Source organism: Paraburkholderia phenazinium (assembly GCF_900100735.1).
Taxonomy (GTDB): Bacteria; Pseudomonadota; Gammaproteobacteria; order Burkholderiales; family Burkholderiaceae; genus Paraburkholderia; species Paraburkholderia phenazinia.
The window spans coordinates 342935-360886 of record NZ_FNCJ01000004.1 but is presented as its reverse complement, the minus strand read 5'-3'; the positions used below and the strand labels follow the sequence as shown (position 1 = coordinate 360886).

At 64.4% G+C, this 17952-nt stretch carries 14 protein-coding genes; 7 read left to right on the top strand and 7 right to left on the bottom strand.

What is annotated here, in order from left to right; translation table 11 throughout:
- Positions 1–409: 409 nt before the first annotated feature.
- From BLQ92_RS11990 to BLQ92_RS11970, 5 genes are all read right to left on the bottom strand, one after another.
- Positions 410–919 (bottom strand): disulfide bond formation protein B, encoded by a 510-nt coding sequence (locus tag BLQ92_RS11990; RefSeq protein ID WP_090684595.1) that lies wholly within the window; start codon positions 917–919, stop codon positions 410–412.
- Positions 920–1002: 83 nt separating this feature from the next.
- The gene (locus BLQ92_RS11985; protein WP_090684592.1) at positions 1003–2382 is read right to left on the bottom strand and encodes an amidase; all 1380 of its coding nucleotides are present in this window, start codon (positions 2380–2382) and stop codon (positions 1003–1005) included.
- A 71-nt stretch (positions 2383–2453) separates the two neighbouring features.
- Positions 2454–3131, bottom strand: a complete 678-nt coding sequence (locus tag BLQ92_RS11980) for a GntR family transcriptional regulator (protein WP_090684590.1) — start codon at positions 3129–3131, stop codon at positions 2454–2456.
- Between the two features lie 85 nt (positions 3132–3216).
- A complete protein-coding gene (locus BLQ92_RS11975; protein WP_244106181.1) occupies positions 3217–4578 on the bottom strand; it encodes an MFS transporter in 1362 nt (453 codons plus the stop codon).
- A gap of 7 nt (positions 4579–4585) precedes the next feature.
- Positions 4586–5272, bottom strand: coding sequence for a DUF2848 domain-containing protein (locus tag BLQ92_RS11970; RefSeq protein WP_090684583.1), 687 nt, complete (start codon positions 5270–5272; stop codon positions 4586–4588).
- Positions 5273–5437: 165 nt separating this feature from the next.
- Here BLQ92_RS11970 and BLQ92_RS11965 point away from each other — a divergent pair, with 165 nt between their 5' ends.
- The 3 genes from BLQ92_RS11965 (at position 5438) to BLQ92_RS11955 (ending at position 10089) form a co-directional block, all read left to right on the top strand.
- The gene (locus BLQ92_RS11965) at positions 5438–7195 is read left to right on the top strand and encodes a cation:proton antiporter (RefSeq protein WP_090684580.1); all 1758 of its coding nucleotides are present in this window, start codon (positions 5438–5440) and stop codon (positions 7193–7195) included.
- A 159-nt stretch (positions 7196–7354) separates the two neighbouring features.
- Entirely contained in the window at positions 7355–8875 is a 1521-nt protein-coding gene (locus tag BLQ92_RS11960; protein ID WP_090684577.1) for a gamma-glutamyl-gamma-aminobutyrate hydrolase family protein, read from the top strand.
- A 482-nt stretch (positions 8876–9357) separates the two neighbouring features.
- Positions 9358–10089 (top strand): DUF2968 domain-containing protein, encoded by a 732-nt coding sequence (locus BLQ92_RS11955; RefSeq protein ID WP_090684574.1) that lies wholly within the window; start codon positions 9358–9360, stop codon positions 10087–10089.
- Positions 10090–10185: 96 nt separating this feature from the next.
- Here BLQ92_RS11955 and BLQ92_RS11950 read toward each other — a convergent pair whose 3' ends face one another.
- Positions 10186–10731, bottom strand: a complete 546-nt coding sequence (locus BLQ92_RS11950) for a GNAT family N-acetyltransferase (protein ID WP_090684572.1) — start codon at positions 10729–10731, stop codon at positions 10186–10188.
- Positions 10732–11043: 312 nt separating this feature from the next.
- Between BLQ92_RS11950 and tcuC the strand changes: the two genes are divergently transcribed.
- Complete coding sequence (gene tcuC, locus BLQ92_RS11945) at positions 11044–12339, top strand: MFS transporter (RefSeq protein WP_090684569.1); 1296 nt, start codon at positions 11044–11046, stop codon at positions 12337–12339.
- A gap of 128 nt (positions 12340–12467) precedes the next feature.
- On the opposite strand, the gene BLQ92_RS11940 is transcribed toward tcuC, so the two are convergent.
- On the bottom strand, positions 12468–14315 hold the full coding sequence (locus BLQ92_RS11940) for a tetratricopeptide repeat protein (RefSeq protein ID WP_090684567.1): 1848 nt from the start codon (positions 14313–14315) through the stop codon (positions 12468–12470).
- 126 nt (positions 14316–14441) lie between these two features.
- On the opposite strand from BLQ92_RS11940, the gene BLQ92_RS11935 reads away from it, so the two are divergent.
- The 3 genes from BLQ92_RS11935 (at position 14442) to BLQ92_RS11925 (ending at position 17912) form a co-directional block, all read left to right on the top strand.
- Positions 14442–14771 (top strand): ArsR/SmtB family transcription factor, encoded by a 330-nt coding sequence (locus BLQ92_RS11935; RefSeq protein ID WP_090684564.1) that lies wholly within the window; start codon positions 14442–14444, stop codon positions 14769–14771.
- Positions 14771–16081, top strand: a complete 1311-nt coding sequence (locus tag BLQ92_RS11930) for a cation diffusion facilitator family transporter (protein WP_090684562.1) — start codon at positions 14771–14773, stop codon at positions 16079–16081. Before BLQ92_RS11935 ends, BLQ92_RS11930 begins: the two co-directional genes overlap by 1 nt.
- A 79-nt stretch (positions 16082–16160) precedes the next feature.
- Positions 16161–17912, top strand: coding sequence for an FAD-dependent monooxygenase (locus BLQ92_RS11925; protein WP_090684560.1), 1752 nt, complete (start codon positions 16161–16163; stop codon positions 17910–17912).
- Positions 17913–17952: the final 40 nt, after the last annotated feature.

The window sequence follows — 17952 nt, the reverse complement described above, 5'->3', positions numbered from 1 at the left end:
GTAGCCGGCCTCGCGCACGTAGATCGCCATCCATATCCGAAGATAGCACTCCCGCGTCCCAAAAAGATTTCCCTTGGGTGATGCGGGTTATTCGCGGCTGGTCATGAGCGTGGGCGGGCTGGAGAGCGGCCGGGGGCTGGTGGGGGAGCGGTGAATTGTGCGCAGAGCCGCGCGGAGTGGGGCGTAGCGGGGAGCTTGGGGGCGCGGTGCGAGGCGTCAGGGGCGAACTGCCACGCGTAATGGGCGCGAAACGGGGGTAAAACCGAGGGGAGATTTTTACAACGACGGGACGCGGATTTTAGGGCCCGCATCTCTCGTATTTAGGCTGCTGCGTCTCGAAATGAGCAAAATGAGCAGTGAGGGGCCGACGCGGCGCCCCCACCCAGAACCGTTCAGCCGCGCGCCGAACTCAGGCAATCCGGCGGCGGTTGCGCACGAGGCTCAGCGCCAGCGGCACGAACGCCACGATAAAGGCGATCAGCGACCAACCCGGCAGCGAAATGCCGAAAATCGGCGGATAAGCCGTTTCGCACAGCCCCGCGACCTTGAACACGCCCGGCAGCCAGTGAGCCGGCGGCAGGCTGTCGACTACCGGTTGCAGCGCATCGAAGCCGCAGCTAAAGCCCGGATTGGCCTGCACGTAAACATGCCTTGCCGCCGTCACGATTCCGGCCAACGCCGAGATGGCCGCCAGCGTTTCGAGCAACCTGACGCCGCGCCAGCTATTGAAACGCGCGCCGAGGAACGCAAAAATTGCGATCAGCAGGAAGAAATAACGCTGCAGGATGCACAGCGGGCAGGGGTCTTCGCGCAGGCCATATTGCATGTACAACGCGCCGGCAACCAGCGCAACGCAGATCAGGGCAAGCAGAACCAGCAGGGTGCGCTCGCGGCGCAGCATCGCATTGTCGTTATTCATGGATCATGTGGCGGTCGAGAGTCGGAAATCCGCAGGGCGGCTGCCCGCGATTCTAGCGCGAACACCGCCTGCCTGTTTCTCGTCTAACGAATTGAGTTGAGCACCGCTTCGGCGGCGCGGCCGATTGCCAGCAGCGCGTCGTCGCCGTGCGGCGCGCCCGCCAGCATCAGCCCGACCGGTGCGTCGCCGCGCCGATGGCAGGGCAGCGACAGCGCACAGGCGTCGAGGAAGTTAAAGGCGCTCGGATTGCGCAGGATCAAGGCATTGGTGCGGCCGAAGGCGTCGTCGTCATCCACGAGGTCCGCCACGCGCGGCGGCAGGACCGGCACCGTCGGCGCGACGATGGCGTCGAAGCGTTGCCAGAGCGTGTTGCGGGCGGCCTCCAGCAGCGCGGCGCGCTCGGCCACCAGGTCGAGATAATCGGCGGCGCTGGCCGGCTGGCCCTTGAGGATGCGGGCCAGCACGCGTGGGTCGTATTGGTCGCGATGCTTTTCCAGCAGCGGACGGTGCCACGCATAGGCCTCGATCGGCGAAAGGCCGAACCGGTTGATCTCCGGCAGGCGATCCAGCGGCGCAAAACGCACTTCGCTGACAATCGCGCCGGCGGCTTCCAGATGCTTGAGCGCTATGTCGATGGCGGCGGCTACGGCCGGCTCGACGCCGTCCGTCACGTAGTGGGTGAGCACGCCGAGCCGTACGCCTTCCAGCGGGCGCACCGCCGGGATGCGTGGCTCCAGCCCGGCCAGCATGCGGTCGACCAACGCGCAGCAGGCCACCGAGACGCCGATCGGCCCGAACGAATCGAGCGTCGGCGAGAGCGGCACGCCGCCTTGCTTCGGGATCCGGTCGGCAGTCGGCTTGAAGCCGGTCAGGCCGCAAAGCGCGGCGGGGATGCGGATCGAGCCGCCGGTGTCGGTACCGAGCGCAACGGCCGCCATGCCGTCGGCCACCGACGCCGCCGCGCCCGAGGACGAGCCGCCCGAAATCCGTTCGTCGCCTTTGACGCCGCGCTGATACGGCGACAGCGGATGGCCGTAGTGAGGGTTCAGCCCGAGCCCGGAAAACGCGAACTCGCTCATATTGGTGCGCCCGACGATCACCGCGCCCGCACGCTTCAGGCGGGCCACGGCGACGGCATCGGCGGTGGCGGGCGGCGCTTCGGCGAGCGCGCGCGAACCGGCGCGCGTCACCTGGCCTTCGATGTCGAACAGGTCCTTGACCGACACCGGGATACCGGCGAGCGGCGAGAGCACCGCGCCGGCGGCGCGCAGGCGGTCGTGGCCGTCGGCGGCGGCGCGGGCGCTCTCGGCATCGACATGCATGAAGACGGTCGAGCCCTGGCCGGCCGGATCGGCAATGCGTTCGAGCGCGATTTCGACCAGCTTGCGGCTGGTGGTGCGGCCCGCGGCCAGATCGGCGGCGAGTTGGGCGAGCGGCGGAAAGGGCATGAATTCAGTGGCCATGGTCGTTCGGGTCCGGTTAGGGGCGATGCAAATTCGATTAAATCTGCGCCTGGATCCGCGCTTGAATCCGGCTAGATCCGGTTGAACAGGGTCGCGCGAAACGCTTCGATATGGCGCTGCACCGACTGGCGGGCGCCCTCGGCATCGCGCTCGCGCAGCAAGTGAAACAGTTCGAGGTGTTCCTCGTGGACGTCCTCGAGATGATGTGGCTCGGACAGCGAGATAAACCAGAAACGCAGCGAACGCTCATGCAACCCGCGCAGGATGTCGGCCAGTACCGGATTGCGCGAGGCCGCCGAAATCGCCAGGTGGAATTCGCGGTCGATCTCCATCATGCCTTCCACATCATGCGCCGCGACGCAGACCTTCGAGCGCTCGAGCAGCGCTTCCATCACTTCGTAATCGTGCGCCTGTGCGTGGCGCGCCGCCAGTTCGACGCAATGGCCTTCGTTGATCAGACGCACGTCGATGATGGCGAGCACGTCGTCGAGCGAGACCGGGCGCACCATGATGCCCTTGCGCGGCATGATCGTCAGCATGCCTTCGTGGACGAGCCGGTGCAGCGCCTGATGCACAGGGGTGCGGCCGATGCCGGTCAGCGCCATCAGTTCGGCTTCGTTGAGCACCTCGCTCGGGCGCAAACGCATGGTGATGATTTCGCGCTTGACGAATTCATAGGCCTGCTCGGCGAGGCTCGCCCCGTTTTGCCGGGCGGCCGTGGGAGTGCGGGAAGTTTGCGAAAGCGTCATGAATAAGGCGTGCGGGCCGGCTGAGAACCAAGGGTGAGACTCATTCGCCCGCATTGTAGAACAAGGCTTCCGGCCGCCGGCAGCGTCACGCCAGCTCCGCCACCCCGTGCGGCGCCTTGACCCGCGGCATCAAGAGCGTCACGAGGCCGCCGACAATCAGCGCCCCGGCAATCAGCACGAGGCCGAAGGTCACGCTATGCGTCGCATCCTTGACCACGCCGAGCACATAAGGGCTCACGTAGCCGGCCAGATTGGCGATCGAATTGATCACGGCGATGCCGGCCACGGCCGCAGTGCCTTGCAGGAAGGTCGTCGACATCGACCAGAAGATGCCGAAGCCCGCGAGGATGCCGACGTAGGCAATCGACAGGCCGGTGACCGCCAGCGGGATCGAGTTCGTCACCGAAGCGCTGCCGAGCAACCCCGCCGCGCCGATAAAGCAGCACACCGCATAGTGCCAGCGCCGCTCGCCGGTGATGTCCGAGGACCGGCCGATCAGGATCATGCCGATGCCGGCTGCCAGATACGGAATCGCCGTCACAAAGCCATTGCTGACGAGGTTCGTCACGCCGAGATCCTTGACGATCTGCGGCAGCCAGAACGAGAAGCCCGCATTGCCGGTGACGAGGCAGAAGTAAATCAGCGTCAGCAGCCAGAAACGCCCCGAGCACAGCGCGGCCCGCAGGTTGTGTTCGGCGCCGGCCGCGGCCGCCGCGCTGTTTTCGCGCGCCAGCCTGGCGAGGACGACGCGCTTTTCCTCATCGCTAAGCCAGGCGGCTTCGGCGGGCGTATTGCGCAGCACCGCCAGCGCCCAGCAGCCGGCGAGGATCGACGGAATACCTTCGATCAGGAACATCCACTGCCAGCCGCGCATTCCATGCGCCTCATGCAGCGCCGACATCAGGAAGCCCGAGAGCGGCGCACCGATGATCCCGGCCACCGGAATCGCCGCCATGAACACCGCGACCATGCGGGCGCGCCGGTCCGACGGAAACCAGAACGTCAGGTACAGCACCACGCCCGGCACCAGCCCCGCTTCGGCCAAGCCGAGCAGGAAGCGCAACACGTAGAACATCGTTTCCGAGCGCACGAACATCATCAGGCAGGAGAGCGCACCCCATAGCATGGTGATGCGGGCGATCGTCGCGCGGGCGCCGAATTTCCTCAGCAGCAGGTTGCTCGGGACTTCGAAGACGAAGTAGCCGAAAAAGAAGATCCCTGCGCCGAGTCCGTAGGCCGTGTTCGACAGCCCAAGATCGCTGGTGAACTGCAGTTTCGCGTAGCCGATGTTGACCCGGTCCAGGTACGACAGCACGTACACCAGGAACAGGAACGGCATGATGCGCCAGGTGATCTTGCGCAGCGCGGCCGCTTCGATAGCGGCATCTTGAGCGGTGCTGGCGGAAGCCGCGGCGGGCTGCATGGCTGGGGACGGGGCAGGGCTCATGGGCGGCTCATTCGACGATGGGTAAGGTCTGCACGCGGTAGGCGTGGCGCAGGGTGCGGTTCAGCACCGGGTCATGCAGTTCGAGTTCGAGCGCGTCGCCATCGGCCATGCCGACGATGCCGCCTTCGACCGCGAGTGTGCCGCAGAACATGGCGGCGCCCGCGGCGAGCGGTGCGCGTTCGAGCAGATCGGCCGCCGCCAGCAACGAAGCGACGCTGCCTTGCTGATAGACCCGTCGCACGCCGCCGGCGATCGCAAAGGCGCGCAACTGCAACTGGTCCCAGTGCCCCGCAAGGTCGTCGAAGCGCCACGCCTCGCGGGCGAGCGGCTTGGGACACACCTGCTTGGAGACGGTGACGCCGTAGGCCTCGACCTGGCGATCAGTGTGGTCCGAACCGACGGTCACCAGCAGGCCGGCCGTGGACTGCACCAGCACGCACTCCGCCTCGCCGCTCGAATGATTGCCGACGACATCGATCTGTTTGGCCTGCGTCAGCAGTTCCGCGCCGAGGCGGTAGAAGCAGGGCGTGGTCGAGGGGCGCTTCACGCCCAGTTCGGCGAGCTCGGCAATGTGGTGCTCGATCGCGGCGCGGTCGCGCCCCGCCCAGCCGGCGATGGCCAGGCGATCCACCTCGACCGTAAAAGGGGCGCTGGCTCCCGCGCGGCCGATTACGTTGAACGATACCTGCGTCATTGCTGCACTCCATCGTCTGAATATGCAATAGATATTATTGTGATATTTCACAAGAGTCCAGCGTGTCAAAAACATTCCGGCACGGATGAACCTGCGAAATTGGCCTGCCGCCAAGGTGCGTTACTATTGGGCGTTTATATTACTTTTTGTAAGGAAACTCGGCCTATGCACCACGGAATCGGCTTCATTCAGGACCTGGCGGTGGTCATGGCGCTGGCCGGCGTCGTCACCGTGCTGTTCCATCGCCTGAAACAGCCGGTGGTGCTCGGGTATATCGCGGCGGGTGTGATCATCGGGCCTTACACGCCGCCGTTTCAGTTGATTCACGACGAGCAGACCATCCAGACGCTTGGCGAACTCGGCGTGGTGTTCCTGATGTTTTCGCTCGGGCTGGAGTTCAGCCTGCGCAAGCTGTTTCAGGTCGGCGCGACGGCGATCGTCGCGGCGCTTTCCGAGATTGTGCTGATGCTGTGGATCGGCTACGAGATCGGCAGCGCGTTCGGCTGGAATTCGATGGATTCACTGTTTCTCGGCGCGATCCTCGCCATCTCGTCGACCACCATCATCGTCAAGGCGCTCTCCGAGTTGGGTCTCAAGCGGGAGAATTTCGCGCAACTGGTGTTCGGGATTCTGATCGTCGAGGACATCCTGGCCATTGCGATGCTGGTGCTGCTGTCCGGCATTGCACAGACCGGAGAGTTGAGCGCGGGTGTCGCACTCGTCACGCTCGGCAAGCTGCTGCTGTTCATGACGGTGTCGCTGGTGGTCGGCATTCTGGTCGTGCCGCGTGCACTGAACTACGTAGCGCGTTCGGGCAGCGACGAGATGCTGCTCGTGTCGGTGCTCGGCTTCTGCTTTGGTTTCTGTCTGCTGGTCGTGAAGCTCGACTACAGCATCGCGCTTGGCGCATTCCTGATCGGGGCGATCATGGCCGAGTCGCGCCATCTGCATCGCATCGAACATCTGATCGCACCGCTGCGCGATGCCTTCTCGGCGATCTTCTTCGTCACGATCGGTCTGATGCTCAATCCACATGTGCTGGTCGACTATGCGTGGCCGATTGCGGTCATTACTGTTGCCGTGATCGCCGGCAAGATCGTCTCGTGCGGTCTCGGCACCTTTCTCGCCGGCAAGGACGGGCGTACGGCGATGCGGGTCGGTATGACGGTGTCGCAGATCGGCGAGTTCTCTTTCATCATTGCCTCGCTCGGCCTCACGCTGAAGGTGACGAGCGCATTCCTGTATCCGATTGCGGTGGCGGTGTCTGCGCTGACGACGCTCTTCACGCCGTACCTGATCCGCGCCGCCGACCCGCTTACGCAGCGGCTCGGCCACGCGATGCCGCGTACCGTTGCCAATGTGTTTGGGATGTATTCGCAGTGGCTCGGCAGCTTGCGGCCTGCCAGCGGCGGGCCGACGCTATTCGGCATCACGCGCCGGATCGTCCTGCAGATTGCGGTGAATCTGGCGCTGGTGGTGGCGATCTTTCTGGCCGTATCGTACGGTGCGCCTTACGCAAGCACGCTGCTCGCCCATTGGCTGCCCTCCGAACCCCTGCAACGCGTGGTGCTGTGGAGCGTGGCCTTGCTTTTCTCAATGCCATTTCTGGTCGCCGTGTATCGCAAGACCAAATCGCTCGCGCTGCTGCTCGCCGAACTGAGCGTGCAGCCGGCGAAGGCCGGACGCTTTACGCGTACGATCCGTTCTGCGATTTCAGACCTCGTGCCGGTGGTCTCGATGGTAGGGGTGTTTCTGCTGCTGGCAGCGCTCTCCGGGGGCATTCTGCCGCCCACCGGACTGCTCGTCGTGGTGCTGGTGTGCGCCGCTCTATTAATGACGCTGCTGTGGCGCTGGTGCGTCAAGATCCACGCGACGCTGCAGATCGCCCTGCGCGAAACCTTCGATGAGCAGCCCGATCCATGAGTGAAGGCGGCTAGCGCCTGGATTAGTGTGGATTGGCGCGGATTGATCTGCGAGGGGTAACAATGTGAGCAATTGTGTGCAGGTTTGCTGCCCATCGCCCGGTAGCGGATAATCAATCCATATCCATCCGTTCGCGTGGAAGGCGCCCGTCCGACAGTCATGAGCGAAAACAAGCCCGAGAATGCCGGTACGCCCGGCACCCCATCCCCGTCCGGCACGCCGGCTGAGGTTTCGAAGCCCGACATCGCAACGTCTGAAGTATCGCAGCCTGAGACGGCGCCGGCATCTCCGAAGGCCGGGTTGCCACCCTCACACGAGGATGCCATCCAGTCGCCGCTCAAAGATTTGCCGCCTGATTCATCTCCCTCAACGCCTCCTCAGGCCGCGGCGCCTACGCCGGCGGCGGAAGAGGCGGCCGCGCGCTCCTCGACCGACGACCCTATCAGCGCATCGGCTGTCACGCCCACGGACCCAGCCTCGGCGCAGCAACGCGACGCTGCCGAAGCACGCGCCTCTGCTGCGGCTTCGACCGCCAGGCAGGAGGCCGCGGTGCATCAGCAACGTGACGCTGCGCAGGCAAAGTCTGGTGCCACGCAAGCGGCTTCGGCATCGGGCTCGGCTTCCGCTTCGGCAACCCCGGGGGCAACGGATGCTACGGCTGCGAAGCCAGCCGCCGCGAGCGCTTCTACCGCGGCGCCCGATGCGCGTGGCGCAGCCGGTTCGCCGCCGCCCGGATTCGGCGCGGCACCCGACTTCAGCGCCTCGAACCCGCCCCCGCCCAACGCGCTGCCGCCTTCACCGCCGCGCTATCTGAAGCAGACCGACTCGGCCTGGTCGGTGTTCGGCCGCGTCATCGCGGCGCGGGCCCGGCGCATCTTCGACCGGGCTGGTCAACGGATCACCCAGCGGACCTTGCGCATCGGCGTGTCGGCGCGGATCTTCCACCCGGAGCCGGGCGCGAAAGGCTTGCGCGGCAAGACGCTGCAGTATCTCGAGGAATCGATTGCGCACTGGGTGATGTCACGCGACGTGCTGGTGTTCATGATTCCGACAGTTGGCCACGAGGGCATGCTGCATCCAAGCAATATCCGCCTGCGCGATTACGCGAAGCATCTCGACGGCTTGCTCCTACAGGGTGGCGCGGATGTGTCGCCGCAGTCCTACGCCGAACAGGCGACAAGCCCCGAATGGCCCGGTGACCGCGTGCGCGACATGTATGAACTGGAACTGCTGCATGAATTCATCGAGTCGGGCAAACCGGTGCTCGGGGTCTGCCGCGGCTGTCAGTTGATCAACGTGGCGTTCGGCGGCACGCTTTACCAGGATATCGCCACGGATGTGCCGACCGCCGGCGTTCACGTCAATGAGCACTATGACCAGCACCGTCACGGCATTCATTTTCCGGACGGCTCGACGCTCGCCAACATGTTTCCTGGCCGGCGCGACGCGATCGTCAATTCGATTCACCACCAGGCGGTCAAGACACTCGGGCGGGATCTCAATATCGAAGCGGTGTCGGCCTCGGACGGCATCATCGAAGCGGTCCGCTATCGACGCGCGCCGTTCGTGATGGGCGTGCAGTGGCACCCGGAGTTTCATCGCGCGGGCGGCCCGGAGTTGCTTGATTGCACGCCGCTGCTCGATACCTTCCTGCGGGTGGCGCGCGAAACGCGTTTTTAGTCGCGCGCATGCCGCACGGCGTTGTCGTGCGCGATAGATGCACTGGCAGGGCACACAAGGACGGCTCCGTTTTTGAACGGAGCCGTTTTTTTACGTGTACGGACTGTGTCACCGGGATAACGGCGCGCTGCGCATCCGGGGGCAAGTTATTAACAAGATAATCAGCTAATCCAGATGGCAAACCTGTCAATCAGCTGAGTTGACGTTTAGAGAAACAATCGTCTCGATCGATTCGCTCCGTTAGACAATCGATAGTCAGGGATCGCATAGGGGTTTCGTCGCGGTGCCGCACGGGCTATCCTTTCTTTTTTCATGCATAAAGCGGCGCTTTTTTTCGCGACTCGCAAAACGATTTACTGGATTCTTAAGATTACTATCTATCTCGATTTAAAGTGTTGTCGCACGACACAGGAACGCTTCGCTTAAGCGCAAATCCGCGCGATAATCCACGGCTGTTTGAAATTCGCATGGAGCATGCACGTATGAAGTACCTCTTAACTGTACGGCGCGCAATGCTGCTCGCGACCACGTGTGCGTTGCTGCAGCATGGTGGTCTCGTGCTGGCAGGAGAGGGCGCCGGTTCAGCGGATTCGGTGCCGGTCGTCGGAACCCGTCCGGCCATGAATGCGCTCACGCCGCAGCCGGTAGCCGCTGCGTTGCAAGCGGTCGCCGCTCCCGCCTCGGGCGTTGGCGCCGGCAGCGATGCGCAAGGCAATGTTGCCGAACTGATGCAAATGATTCACGACTCGCAACTCACGGAGTTGCGCACCACCTACAACGGCAGCTACGGGGCGAGTCTGTTTTTCTATCCGCAGGAAATGACGTACTACGTAGCGTTGTTCCAAGACAAGCATTTCTGGCGCGTGATCAAGTCACAGGACGATGTCCGTGCCGAGGCGGTCTATGCCGGCTTCGTGCAGCAGACTGCACAACTGGCCGAGGTGGAAATCCGTCGCGCGCAGTTGCAGGCGCAGAAGGCGTTCATTGAAGATGTCATCGCACTGTCGGAAGACCGCGCAAAGCGCCTGCAGGCCGATCTGAATGTGGCCCGTACGCAGCAGGCAAGGGTCAACGACTATCAACGCCAGACACAGACCGAGGCAGTCGCGTTGCGCGCCGAGAAGGAAAAGGCCCAAGTCCAACTGCGTCAGGTGCAGAACGAAGTGCTGCAGCTACAGCGCCAGAGCGAGTCGGGTTTGCCGGCGCCGCGTTAGGCTGGCCGTCATCCTTTTTGTGGTTCGAAAAGCAAACAGCCCGGTATATTGCCGGGCTGTTTGCTTATGCGCCTGGAAGCGCGCAAGTCGGCTGCGTCAGGATCCGCTCGTATCGCGCGGGCGGTCCAGCCGGTACACGTAGCGCAGCGCAGTGATATCCACGCCGCCCATGTGATCGGGTTCCGCACCCGCGAACTGCCAGCCCTGACGCTCGTAGAAACCGATCGCCGGTGTATTGCCCTCGAGTACATATAGATAAAGCTGGTTTTCGCCTTGCGCGGCGGTCCAGTCGATGGCGGCGCGCAGCAGCAGTTTGCCGACGCCGATTCCCTGGTGGCCGGGCAGCGCATGCAGGTTGTCGAGCAATACGCCCCAGGCCGAGTCCGGTTGCTGCTCGACGCAGACAAAACCGATTGGCTCGCCCGAACGCTCAGCGATCACCACGCTGCGCCGGTCGGCGCCGGGCGCGTTCAGGCGCGCTTGCCAGTAAGCGGCGCGCTCACGAGTGACTTCGCCGTCGAGAAAGTCGTCGGGCAGCAGACCGCGGTAGGTGGCCTGCCAACTGCTGGAATGGATCGCGGCGATCAGACCAGCATCGGCGGGCGTTGCGGGGCGCAACAAAAGAGCACTGGCGGTGGACATCAGTTGGAGCGTTACGTAAGGGTCAGTCTCGAAGTGTACTGCGAGCCGTGCCAAGGGGCGCGATCAGTGTCCATCTTGACTGCACGCTCGCGTCAGGAACGGTAACATTCGGCTTGGCATGGGGGGGACGCCGGGACCCCTAGGTTTACCCTGATATCGGCGTAATACGGGCAGCATCAAAATGCAGCGCCCCCGGCGCATTCGTTTCAGGTTCTCCCTCGCCAGTGGTATCTGCTTGCCGACGCGGTGAAGTGTTGTCAACCGCCCAATCGTGCTGGACTCAATCCGGCACCGGGCCAATTCGAGAGTGTCATGTCTACTGCGTCTCACGCATCTTCCAACGAATCCAAATTCCGGACAGTTTTCCGCGTCGTCAGCGGCAACTTTCTGGAGATGTACGACTTCATGGTCTACGGTTACTACGCCTCGGCGATCGCCAAGACCTATTTCCCCGGGGGTAGCGACTTTGCTTCGCTGATGCTGTCGCTGTCGGTATTCGGCGCGGGTTTCCTGATGCGACCGCTTGGCGCGATCGTGCTCGGCGCGTATATCGACCACCACGGCCGTCGCAAGGGCCTGATGCTGACGCTGGGCCTGATGGCGCTCGGCACGTTGACGGTTGCGGCCATTCCTGGCTACGCGACAATCGGCATCCTCGCGCCGATTCTCGTGCTGCTAGGCCGGCTGCTGCAGGGCTTCTCCGCGGGTGTGGAACTCGGCGGCGTGTCCGTCTACCTGTCGGAGATCGCGACCAAGGGCAACAAGGGCTTCTACTGCTCATGGCAGTCGGGCAGCCAGCAGGTCGCCGTCGTGTTCGCGGCGTTGATCGGCGTGTTCCTGCACCAACTGCTGCCGGTCGAGCAGATGAGCGTGTGGGGCTGGCGCGTGCCGTTCCTGATCGGCTGTCTGATCGTGCCGTTCCTGTTCCTGATCCGCCGTTCGCTGCAGGAAACCGAAGAGTTTGCTGCCCGCAAGCATCGTCCGAGCATGGGCGAAATCATGAAGTCGATGCTCGAGAACTGGGGCGTCGTGCTCGGCGGCATGGGCATGGTGATCATGACCACCGTGTCGTTCTACATGATTACGGCTTATACGCCGACCTTCGGCAAAGAAGTGCTGAAGCTGTCGTCGATCGACTCGCTGGTGGTCACCGTCTGTATCGGCCTGTCGAATCTGGTCTGGCTGCCCCTGTCCGGCGCCGTGTCGGATCGCATCGGGCGCCGTCCAGTGCTGCTGGTGTTCACGATCCTGACAATCCTCACGGCCTATCCGGCGGTGCAGTGGCTGGTGGCCGACCCATCGTTTGTGCACCTGCTCGCCGTCGAACTGTGGCTCTCGTTCCTGTACGCCAGCTATAACGGCGCGATGGTGGTGGCGCTGACCGAAGTGATGCCGGTCGAAGTCCGTACTGCGGGTTTCTCGCTGGCCTACAGTCTCGCTACGACGATTGGCGGCTTCACGCCTGCCATTTCGACGCTGCTGATCCATTCGACCGGCAACAAGGCTGCCCCTGGACTGTGGCTCGGTCTCGCGGCAATCTGCGGTTTGATTGCGACGCTTGTGCTGTATCGCACGCCGGAGTCGCGCAACCAGTACCGCACGGCCTGACGATCAAGCGGCACACGGTGTCGCAGGCTCAAATGAAAACCCCCGCGGCTCGCAAGAGCGCGGGGGTTTTCTGTTGCAGACCGTAGGACGCGCAAGCGTCGCTGCGAATCTGAAAACCTGCGGGCCTCTTACGCGTCGCGCAGCTCGCGTGCGACGTTTTCCACCACCTCAGCCCATGCACCAGGTTTCGGCTGACGCACGAGGCGGGCGCCGGGATACCACGGGCTGCGCGATTCGCCGATAAACCAGCGCCAGTCGGCGGCAAACGGCAGCATCAACCAGAGCGGCTTGCGCAATGCGCCGGTCAGATGGGCGATCGAAGTGTCGATCGAGACGACGGCATCGAGCCGTTCGATGATCGCCGCGGTGTCGGCAAAATCGTCGATCCGCTTGTCGAAACGATGAATCGAACCGGCGCGCGGATGGGCCTCGAGCGTCGCGCGTTCCGCGGCGCTGAGATTCGGCTGCAGGATGATCCAGTCGATACCCTCCAGCGCGAAAAGCGGTTCGAGCGCGGCGAGCGGCATCGTGCGGTTTTCCTGCTGCTGCACGCGCCCGGACCATGCGAGGCCGATCTTGCGCTTCGCATGGCCGCCAAGCGAGCCGCGCCACTTGCGCCGGTAAGTTGGCGGCACGCTGAGGTAGGGCGTGCGGGTGGGAATCGTTTCGAGATCGGTGCCGAGCGCAAGCGGCAGGCTCAGCAGCGGGCATTGCAGATCCGCCGAGGGACGCGGGGTGCCTTGCGCGATTAGCGTGACGCGCCACTCGAGCGCGGCAGGCGCGAGAATCGGCACGAGTTGCGGCTGTACCTCGAGTACGACGCGTGCCGCACGCTGGGCGACAAGAGGCACGAAGCGCACGAATTGCAGCGTGTCGCCGAAGCCCTGTTCGGCGTGCACGAAGAGGGTGCTTTGCTCGATCGGCTCGCCTTGCCAGCGCGGCAGCGTCTGCGTGTCACGCTGGGCCATGGTTTTCAGGCGCCATTCGTATTCGGGCAGCCCGCGCGTGAAATCGCCTAGCGTGAGCCAGGCGAGCGCCCGGTTCATATGCGCGGAGGCGAGATCGGGCCGCAGCCGTAACGCCTGATCGAAGGCACGCACGGCCGCCTCGTGGGCGCCGAGCGCGTGGTGCGCGGTGCCAAGACTGAGCCAGGCCAGGGCGAATTTCGGATCGAGGCCCACCACGAGTTCAAAACGCGGCAGCGCTTCACGGTGACGCCCCAACGCCGCGAGCGCATTGCCCAGACCGAATAGCGCGGGCGGAAATTGCGGCTGCAGCGATAGCACCACTTCGAATGCGCCGAGCGCCTTTTCGTGCTGGCCGGTTGCGTCCAGCGTATTGGCGAGATTGAAGTGCGCAGCGACAAAGCGCGGTTGCGCGGAAATTGCCGCACTGAACTGCGCGATCGCCTCGTCGGCCTTGCCGAGCGCATTGAGCGCCATGCCGAGGTTGTTGTGCGCGCCCGCATGGCCCGGCTGCAGTTCGAGCGCACGCTGAAACGACGCGATCGCTTCTTCGTGGCGGCCGAGCGCGTGCAGCGCGTTGCCGAGGTTGTTGTGCGTCGACGCGTTATTCGGTTGCAGGCGCAACGACTTCTGGAACGCGTCGGCGGCGTCTTCGTGGCGACCCGCCAGCGCGTACGCGTTGCCCAGGTTGTAGTGCGCCAGCGGAAACGCCGGTGCCAGCGTCAGGGCGTTGCGAAAACGCTCGATGGCCCCGTCGAGCTGGCCCAGTGCCTTGAGCGCGTTGCCGAGATTCAACTGCAGCGCGGCATCCTGCGGACGCAGGTCGACCGCGCGGCCGACGAGGTCGGCCGCTTCGGCATGCTGGCCGAGCTGATGACGCAGCACGCCCAACAGATGCAGCGCGTCGACGTGCGCGGGATCGACATCCAGCGTGGCGCGGTAGCCGCGCTCGGCATCGTCGAGGCGGCCGTCACGATGCGCCGCGTAGGCGCTCTCAAACAGGGGTTCCATGACGGGAAGGACAGCTCTTGTAAGGCAAATGTCGCATTTTCCCACACTCGCCGCCTCGCACCCATCGATTGACCTTTTCGAGATGGATCTATAACATATGAACAACTGTTCATATGTTTAAAGACGATGCTGCCTCTATCCACCAACGTCAATGACGACCGCGTCGTGCCGCTTGCCGACCTGTTCCGTTTGCTGGGTGATCCAACCCGCCTGCGTATCGTGCTGGCCTGTCTCGACGAGCAGCGCGCGGTGGGCGCGATTGCCGAATCGTTGGGTTTCTCGCCTTCGCTGGTGAGCCATCACCTGCGCTTGTTGCGCGCAGCGCGCATCGTGCGGGCTGCGCGCCAGGGCAAGCAGGTGTTCTACCTCGCCGCGGACCGGCACATCAGCGGCATGCTCGCAGGCATGCTGGAGCACGTGGCCGAACCGCCAACCGACTTCTCCTTGGACTCGTAATGAATAAAATCCCACGTCCTGACACGGCCGCCGAGGAGCGCGAAGACGATCACGCGCCGGTCTGGCTCGACGGCCAGGATGGCGACGATGCACCTGCCAGCGAGCCGGTTGCGGACCCTGCGCAGCAGGCTGGCGCAGAGCATGATCACGCGGGTTACGATGAGGCGGGCCTTGCTCACTCAGACGGCGAACGTCCTTCACATGACCACGCCGGGCACGCTCACGCCGCGCATGAACAAACGGCGCATGCCGACGACAGCACTGGCGCGCACAAGCATGCGGGACATGCAGGGCACACGCATTCCCATGCTGATGGCGAAGACCCGCACGAGCACGCGGAGCACGACGGGAAAGCCGGCCATGCGCACGCCAAGGGGCATTCTCACAGCCATAGCCACGGCCAAGGCGGCCACCATCACCACCACGCGCCGGTCGCGGGTCATGGGCGCGCCTTCGCGATTGCGATCGCGCTGAACATCGTCATCGTCCTGATTCAGGCCATCTATGGTGTGATCGCCCATTCGACCGCGCTGCTCGCCGATGCCGGCCACAACCTGTCAGACGTGCTGGGTCTCCTGCTGGCCTGGGGCGCCACGTGGCTCACCGCACGCCGGCCGTCGGCGCGCTACACCTTCGGTTACGGCAGCACGTCGATCCTCGCGTCGCTGGCGAATGCGGGGCTGCTGCTGTTTGCGTGCGGCGTGATCGTCGCCGAAGCGATTGACCGTTTGCTGCATCCCGCTCCGGTCGCCGGGCTGACGGTGTTCGTCGTCGCTACCGCAGGCATGCTGGTCAACGGCTTCTCCGCGTGGCTGTTCATGCGCGGTCAGAAGGAGGACCTCAATATTCGCGGCGCCTTCCTGCACATGGCGAGCGACGCGCTGATCTCCGCCGCTGTGGCGATCAGCGGTCTGGTGATTCTCGCTACCAGCTGGACCTGGCTCGACCCGCTGATGAGTATCGTGGTCGTCGCGGTGATCGTGTACGGCACATGGGGACTGCTGCGCGATTCGGTGCGGCTCGCGCTGGATGCGGTTCCGCCGGGCGTCGACCTGCAGCGGATCCGCGATTATCTCGCCGGCCAGCCGGGGGTCACGGATGTCCACGATCTGCACGTATGGGCGCTTTCCACCACCGGCAATGCGCTGAGCGTGCATCTCGTGATGCCGGCCGGTCATCCTGGCGATGCGATCGTCGACGCCATCGTCCTGACGCTGCGCGAAAAGTTTGCGATGCAGCACGCCACGCTGCAGGTCGATCTCGGCACCACCGACCACCATTGCGCCCTCGACCATCCGCACGCCGATTGAGCCCGGATTGACGCACCGCACCTTCAGGCAGCGGGGCAGCGGCGTACACTAGGCGGGATGTTGGTCTCCGGAGTTCCGCATGGCCGCCGCTTCATACGACGCGTCGCCGGTGCTGATCGTTGGGGCGGGCCCGACCGGGCTTGCTGCCGCAATGAGTCTGGCGCGCGCACATATTCCCGTGCGCCTGATCGACAAGGCGTTGCAGCCGGATCCGCATTCGCGGGCCATCGGCATCCAGGCGCGCACGCTTGAGCTGTTCGAACAGCATCGCGTAGTCGAGCCGTTTCTGGAACTGGGTCATCGGGCTCGTGCGGCCAATCTCTATTCGAACGGGCAACGCCTCGCGCGCCTCGACTTCGATCCGCTACAGACGCGTTACCCCTATCTGCTGTTTCTCGATCAGTCCGTCACCGAGCGTCTGCTGACCGAGCAGTTGGCGACGCTCGGCGTAACGGTCGAGCGAGGTGTCGAACTAACTGAGTTCGTGCAGGGCTCCGCTGGACTCAGCGCGTCGCTGCTGCGCGCGGACGGCCGCAGCGAGACCATGCATCCTTCGTATCTGATCGCGGCTGACGGTGCGCATAGTGCGATTCGCCACCGGCTCGGCATGAGCTTCGCGGGCAAGACCTTCGAGCAGACTTTTTTGCTGGCCGATCTGCAGGCGGAGACCGGATGGCCCGACGACGAATTTCATATCTTCGCCTCAGGCGAGGGACTCGCGGCGCTGTTTCCGATGGGTGGCGAGCGTTACCGGCTGATCGCCGATCATTCTCCGCAGCCGGACTCAGCCGAGGCGGATGCGGCGCCGGCCGATCCAGACGTGGCGCCTGGTACTGAGGCATCGGCAGCGCCTGCCAGCGGAGCGTCTTCGTCATTCGCGTCTGCGGTATCACCGCCGCCGCCATCGCTTGGCGAATGCTGCGCGATCGCCGAACGGCGTATCCATCACCCGGTGAAATTCACGGAGCTCGGCTGGTCGGCGCATTTTCATTTGAATAGCCGGATGGTCGAACAATTACGGGTCGAGCGTGTGTTCCTTGCCGGCGACGCCGCGCATGTGCACAGTCCGGCCGGAGCCCAGGGAATGAACACTGGCATTCAGGAGGCGTTCAATCTGGGTTGGAAACTGGCTCGCGTCCTGAAGGGGGCTGCGCCGGACCGCCTGCTCGATTCCTATCACCTGGAACGGCATCCGATCGAACGTGAAGTGTTGCGGCAGACGAGCTTCGTCACGCAGCTTGCCGAAGCCGACCACGGGCCGCTCAAGCTGCTGCGCGAGCGCGTGATGCCGGCGCTGGCCGCACTCGGCCCGTTGCGGGATGCCGCGCGTCTCACCGTCAGCGAACTGTCGATCCAGTATCGGCGTAGTCCGCTGACGCTCGAGCGGATTCTCGACGGCGGCCCGCGGGCAGGGGAGCGGGCGCCGGACGCGCTGGTGCATGTGGTGGACGGGCCGCTCGGCCGCGCGCCGGGCATCGGCTGCATTTTCGATCTGCACGACCCAGCCTTTTTCTCGCTCTTTCTGATGGTTGCGCCGAGTGGCGCCGAAGATGCGCCGCTCGATACCTCTGCGGGCCGCATCGCTGCGGCGAATGCGGCAGATCTCGACCGGATGGGCGCGGCCGTCGAGCGTCTGTTGCGCGGCGCCGTGCGGATCTGGCGCGTCACCGATGTTGCGGGCGAGGGCGCGCCGCCGCTGTCCGAGTCGTATGGGCGGACCCGGCCAGCGTTCTACCTGGTGCGGCCCGACGGCTACGTCAGCGTTCGCGGACGGCCTGCATTCGATCTGAATGCCTTGCTGCGCCATTGCGAGGCCTGGTTTGCGGGGTAAGCGTCGGTAACAAGGCACGCGGCGCGCGCGGCTGCGTTGC

What these genes read in the sequence shown, in the direction of transcription:
- BLQ92_RS11950 (WP_090684572.1), bottom strand. Translation starts at nt 10,731, where the DNA reads ATGTCCACCGCCAGTGCTCTTTTGTTGCGCCCCGCAACGCCCGCCGAT.
- tcuC (WP_090684569.1), top strand. Translation starts at nt 11,044, where the DNA reads ATGTCTACTGCGTCTCACGCATCTTCCAACGAATCCAAATTCCGGACA.
- BLQ92_RS11940 (WP_090684567.1), bottom strand. Translation starts at nt 14,315, where the DNA reads ATGGAACCCCTGTTTGAGAGCGCCTACGCGGCGCATCGTGACGGCCGC.
- BLQ92_RS11990 (WP_090684595.1), bottom strand. Translation starts at nt 919, where the DNA reads ATGAATAACGACAATGCGATGCTGCGCCGCGAGCGCACCCTGCTGGTT.
- BLQ92_RS11935 (WP_090684564.1), top strand. Translation starts at nt 14,442, where the DNA reads ATGCTGCCTCTATCCACCAACGTCAATGACGACCGCGTCGTGCCGCTT.
- BLQ92_RS11930 (WP_090684562.1), top strand. Translation starts at nt 14,771, where the DNA reads ATGAATAAAATCCCACGTCCTGACACGGCCGCCGAGGAGCGCGAAGAC.
- BLQ92_RS11960 (WP_090684577.1), top strand. Translation starts at nt 7,355, where the DNA reads ATGAGCGAAAACAAGCCCGAGAATGCCGGTACGCCCGGCACCCCATCC.
- BLQ92_RS11985 (WP_090684592.1), bottom strand. Translation starts at nt 2,382, where the DNA reads ATGGCCACTGAATTCATGCCCTTTCCGCCGCTCGCCCAACTCGCCGCC.
- BLQ92_RS11965 (WP_090684580.1), top strand. Translation starts at nt 5,438, where the DNA reads ATGCACCACGGAATCGGCTTCATTCAGGACCTGGCGGTGGTCATGGCG.
- BLQ92_RS11925 (WP_090684560.1), top strand. Translation starts at nt 16,161, where the DNA reads ATGGCCGCCGCTTCATACGACGCGTCGCCGGTGCTGATCGTTGGGGCG.
- BLQ92_RS11955 (WP_090684574.1), top strand. Translation starts at nt 9,358, where the DNA reads ATGAAGTACCTCTTAACTGTACGGCGCGCAATGCTGCTCGCGACCACG.
- BLQ92_RS11980 (WP_090684590.1), bottom strand. Translation starts at nt 3,131, where the DNA reads ATGACGCTTTCGCAAACTTCCCGCACTCCCACGGCCGCCCGGCAAAAC.
- BLQ92_RS11975 (WP_244106181.1), bottom strand. Translation starts at nt 4,578, where the DNA reads ATGAGCCCTGCCCCGTCCCCAGCCATGCAGCCCGCCGCGGCTTCCGCC.
- BLQ92_RS11970 (WP_090684583.1), bottom strand. Translation starts at nt 5,272, where the DNA reads ATGACGCAGGTATCGTTCAACGTAATCGGCCGCGCGGGAGCCAGCGCC.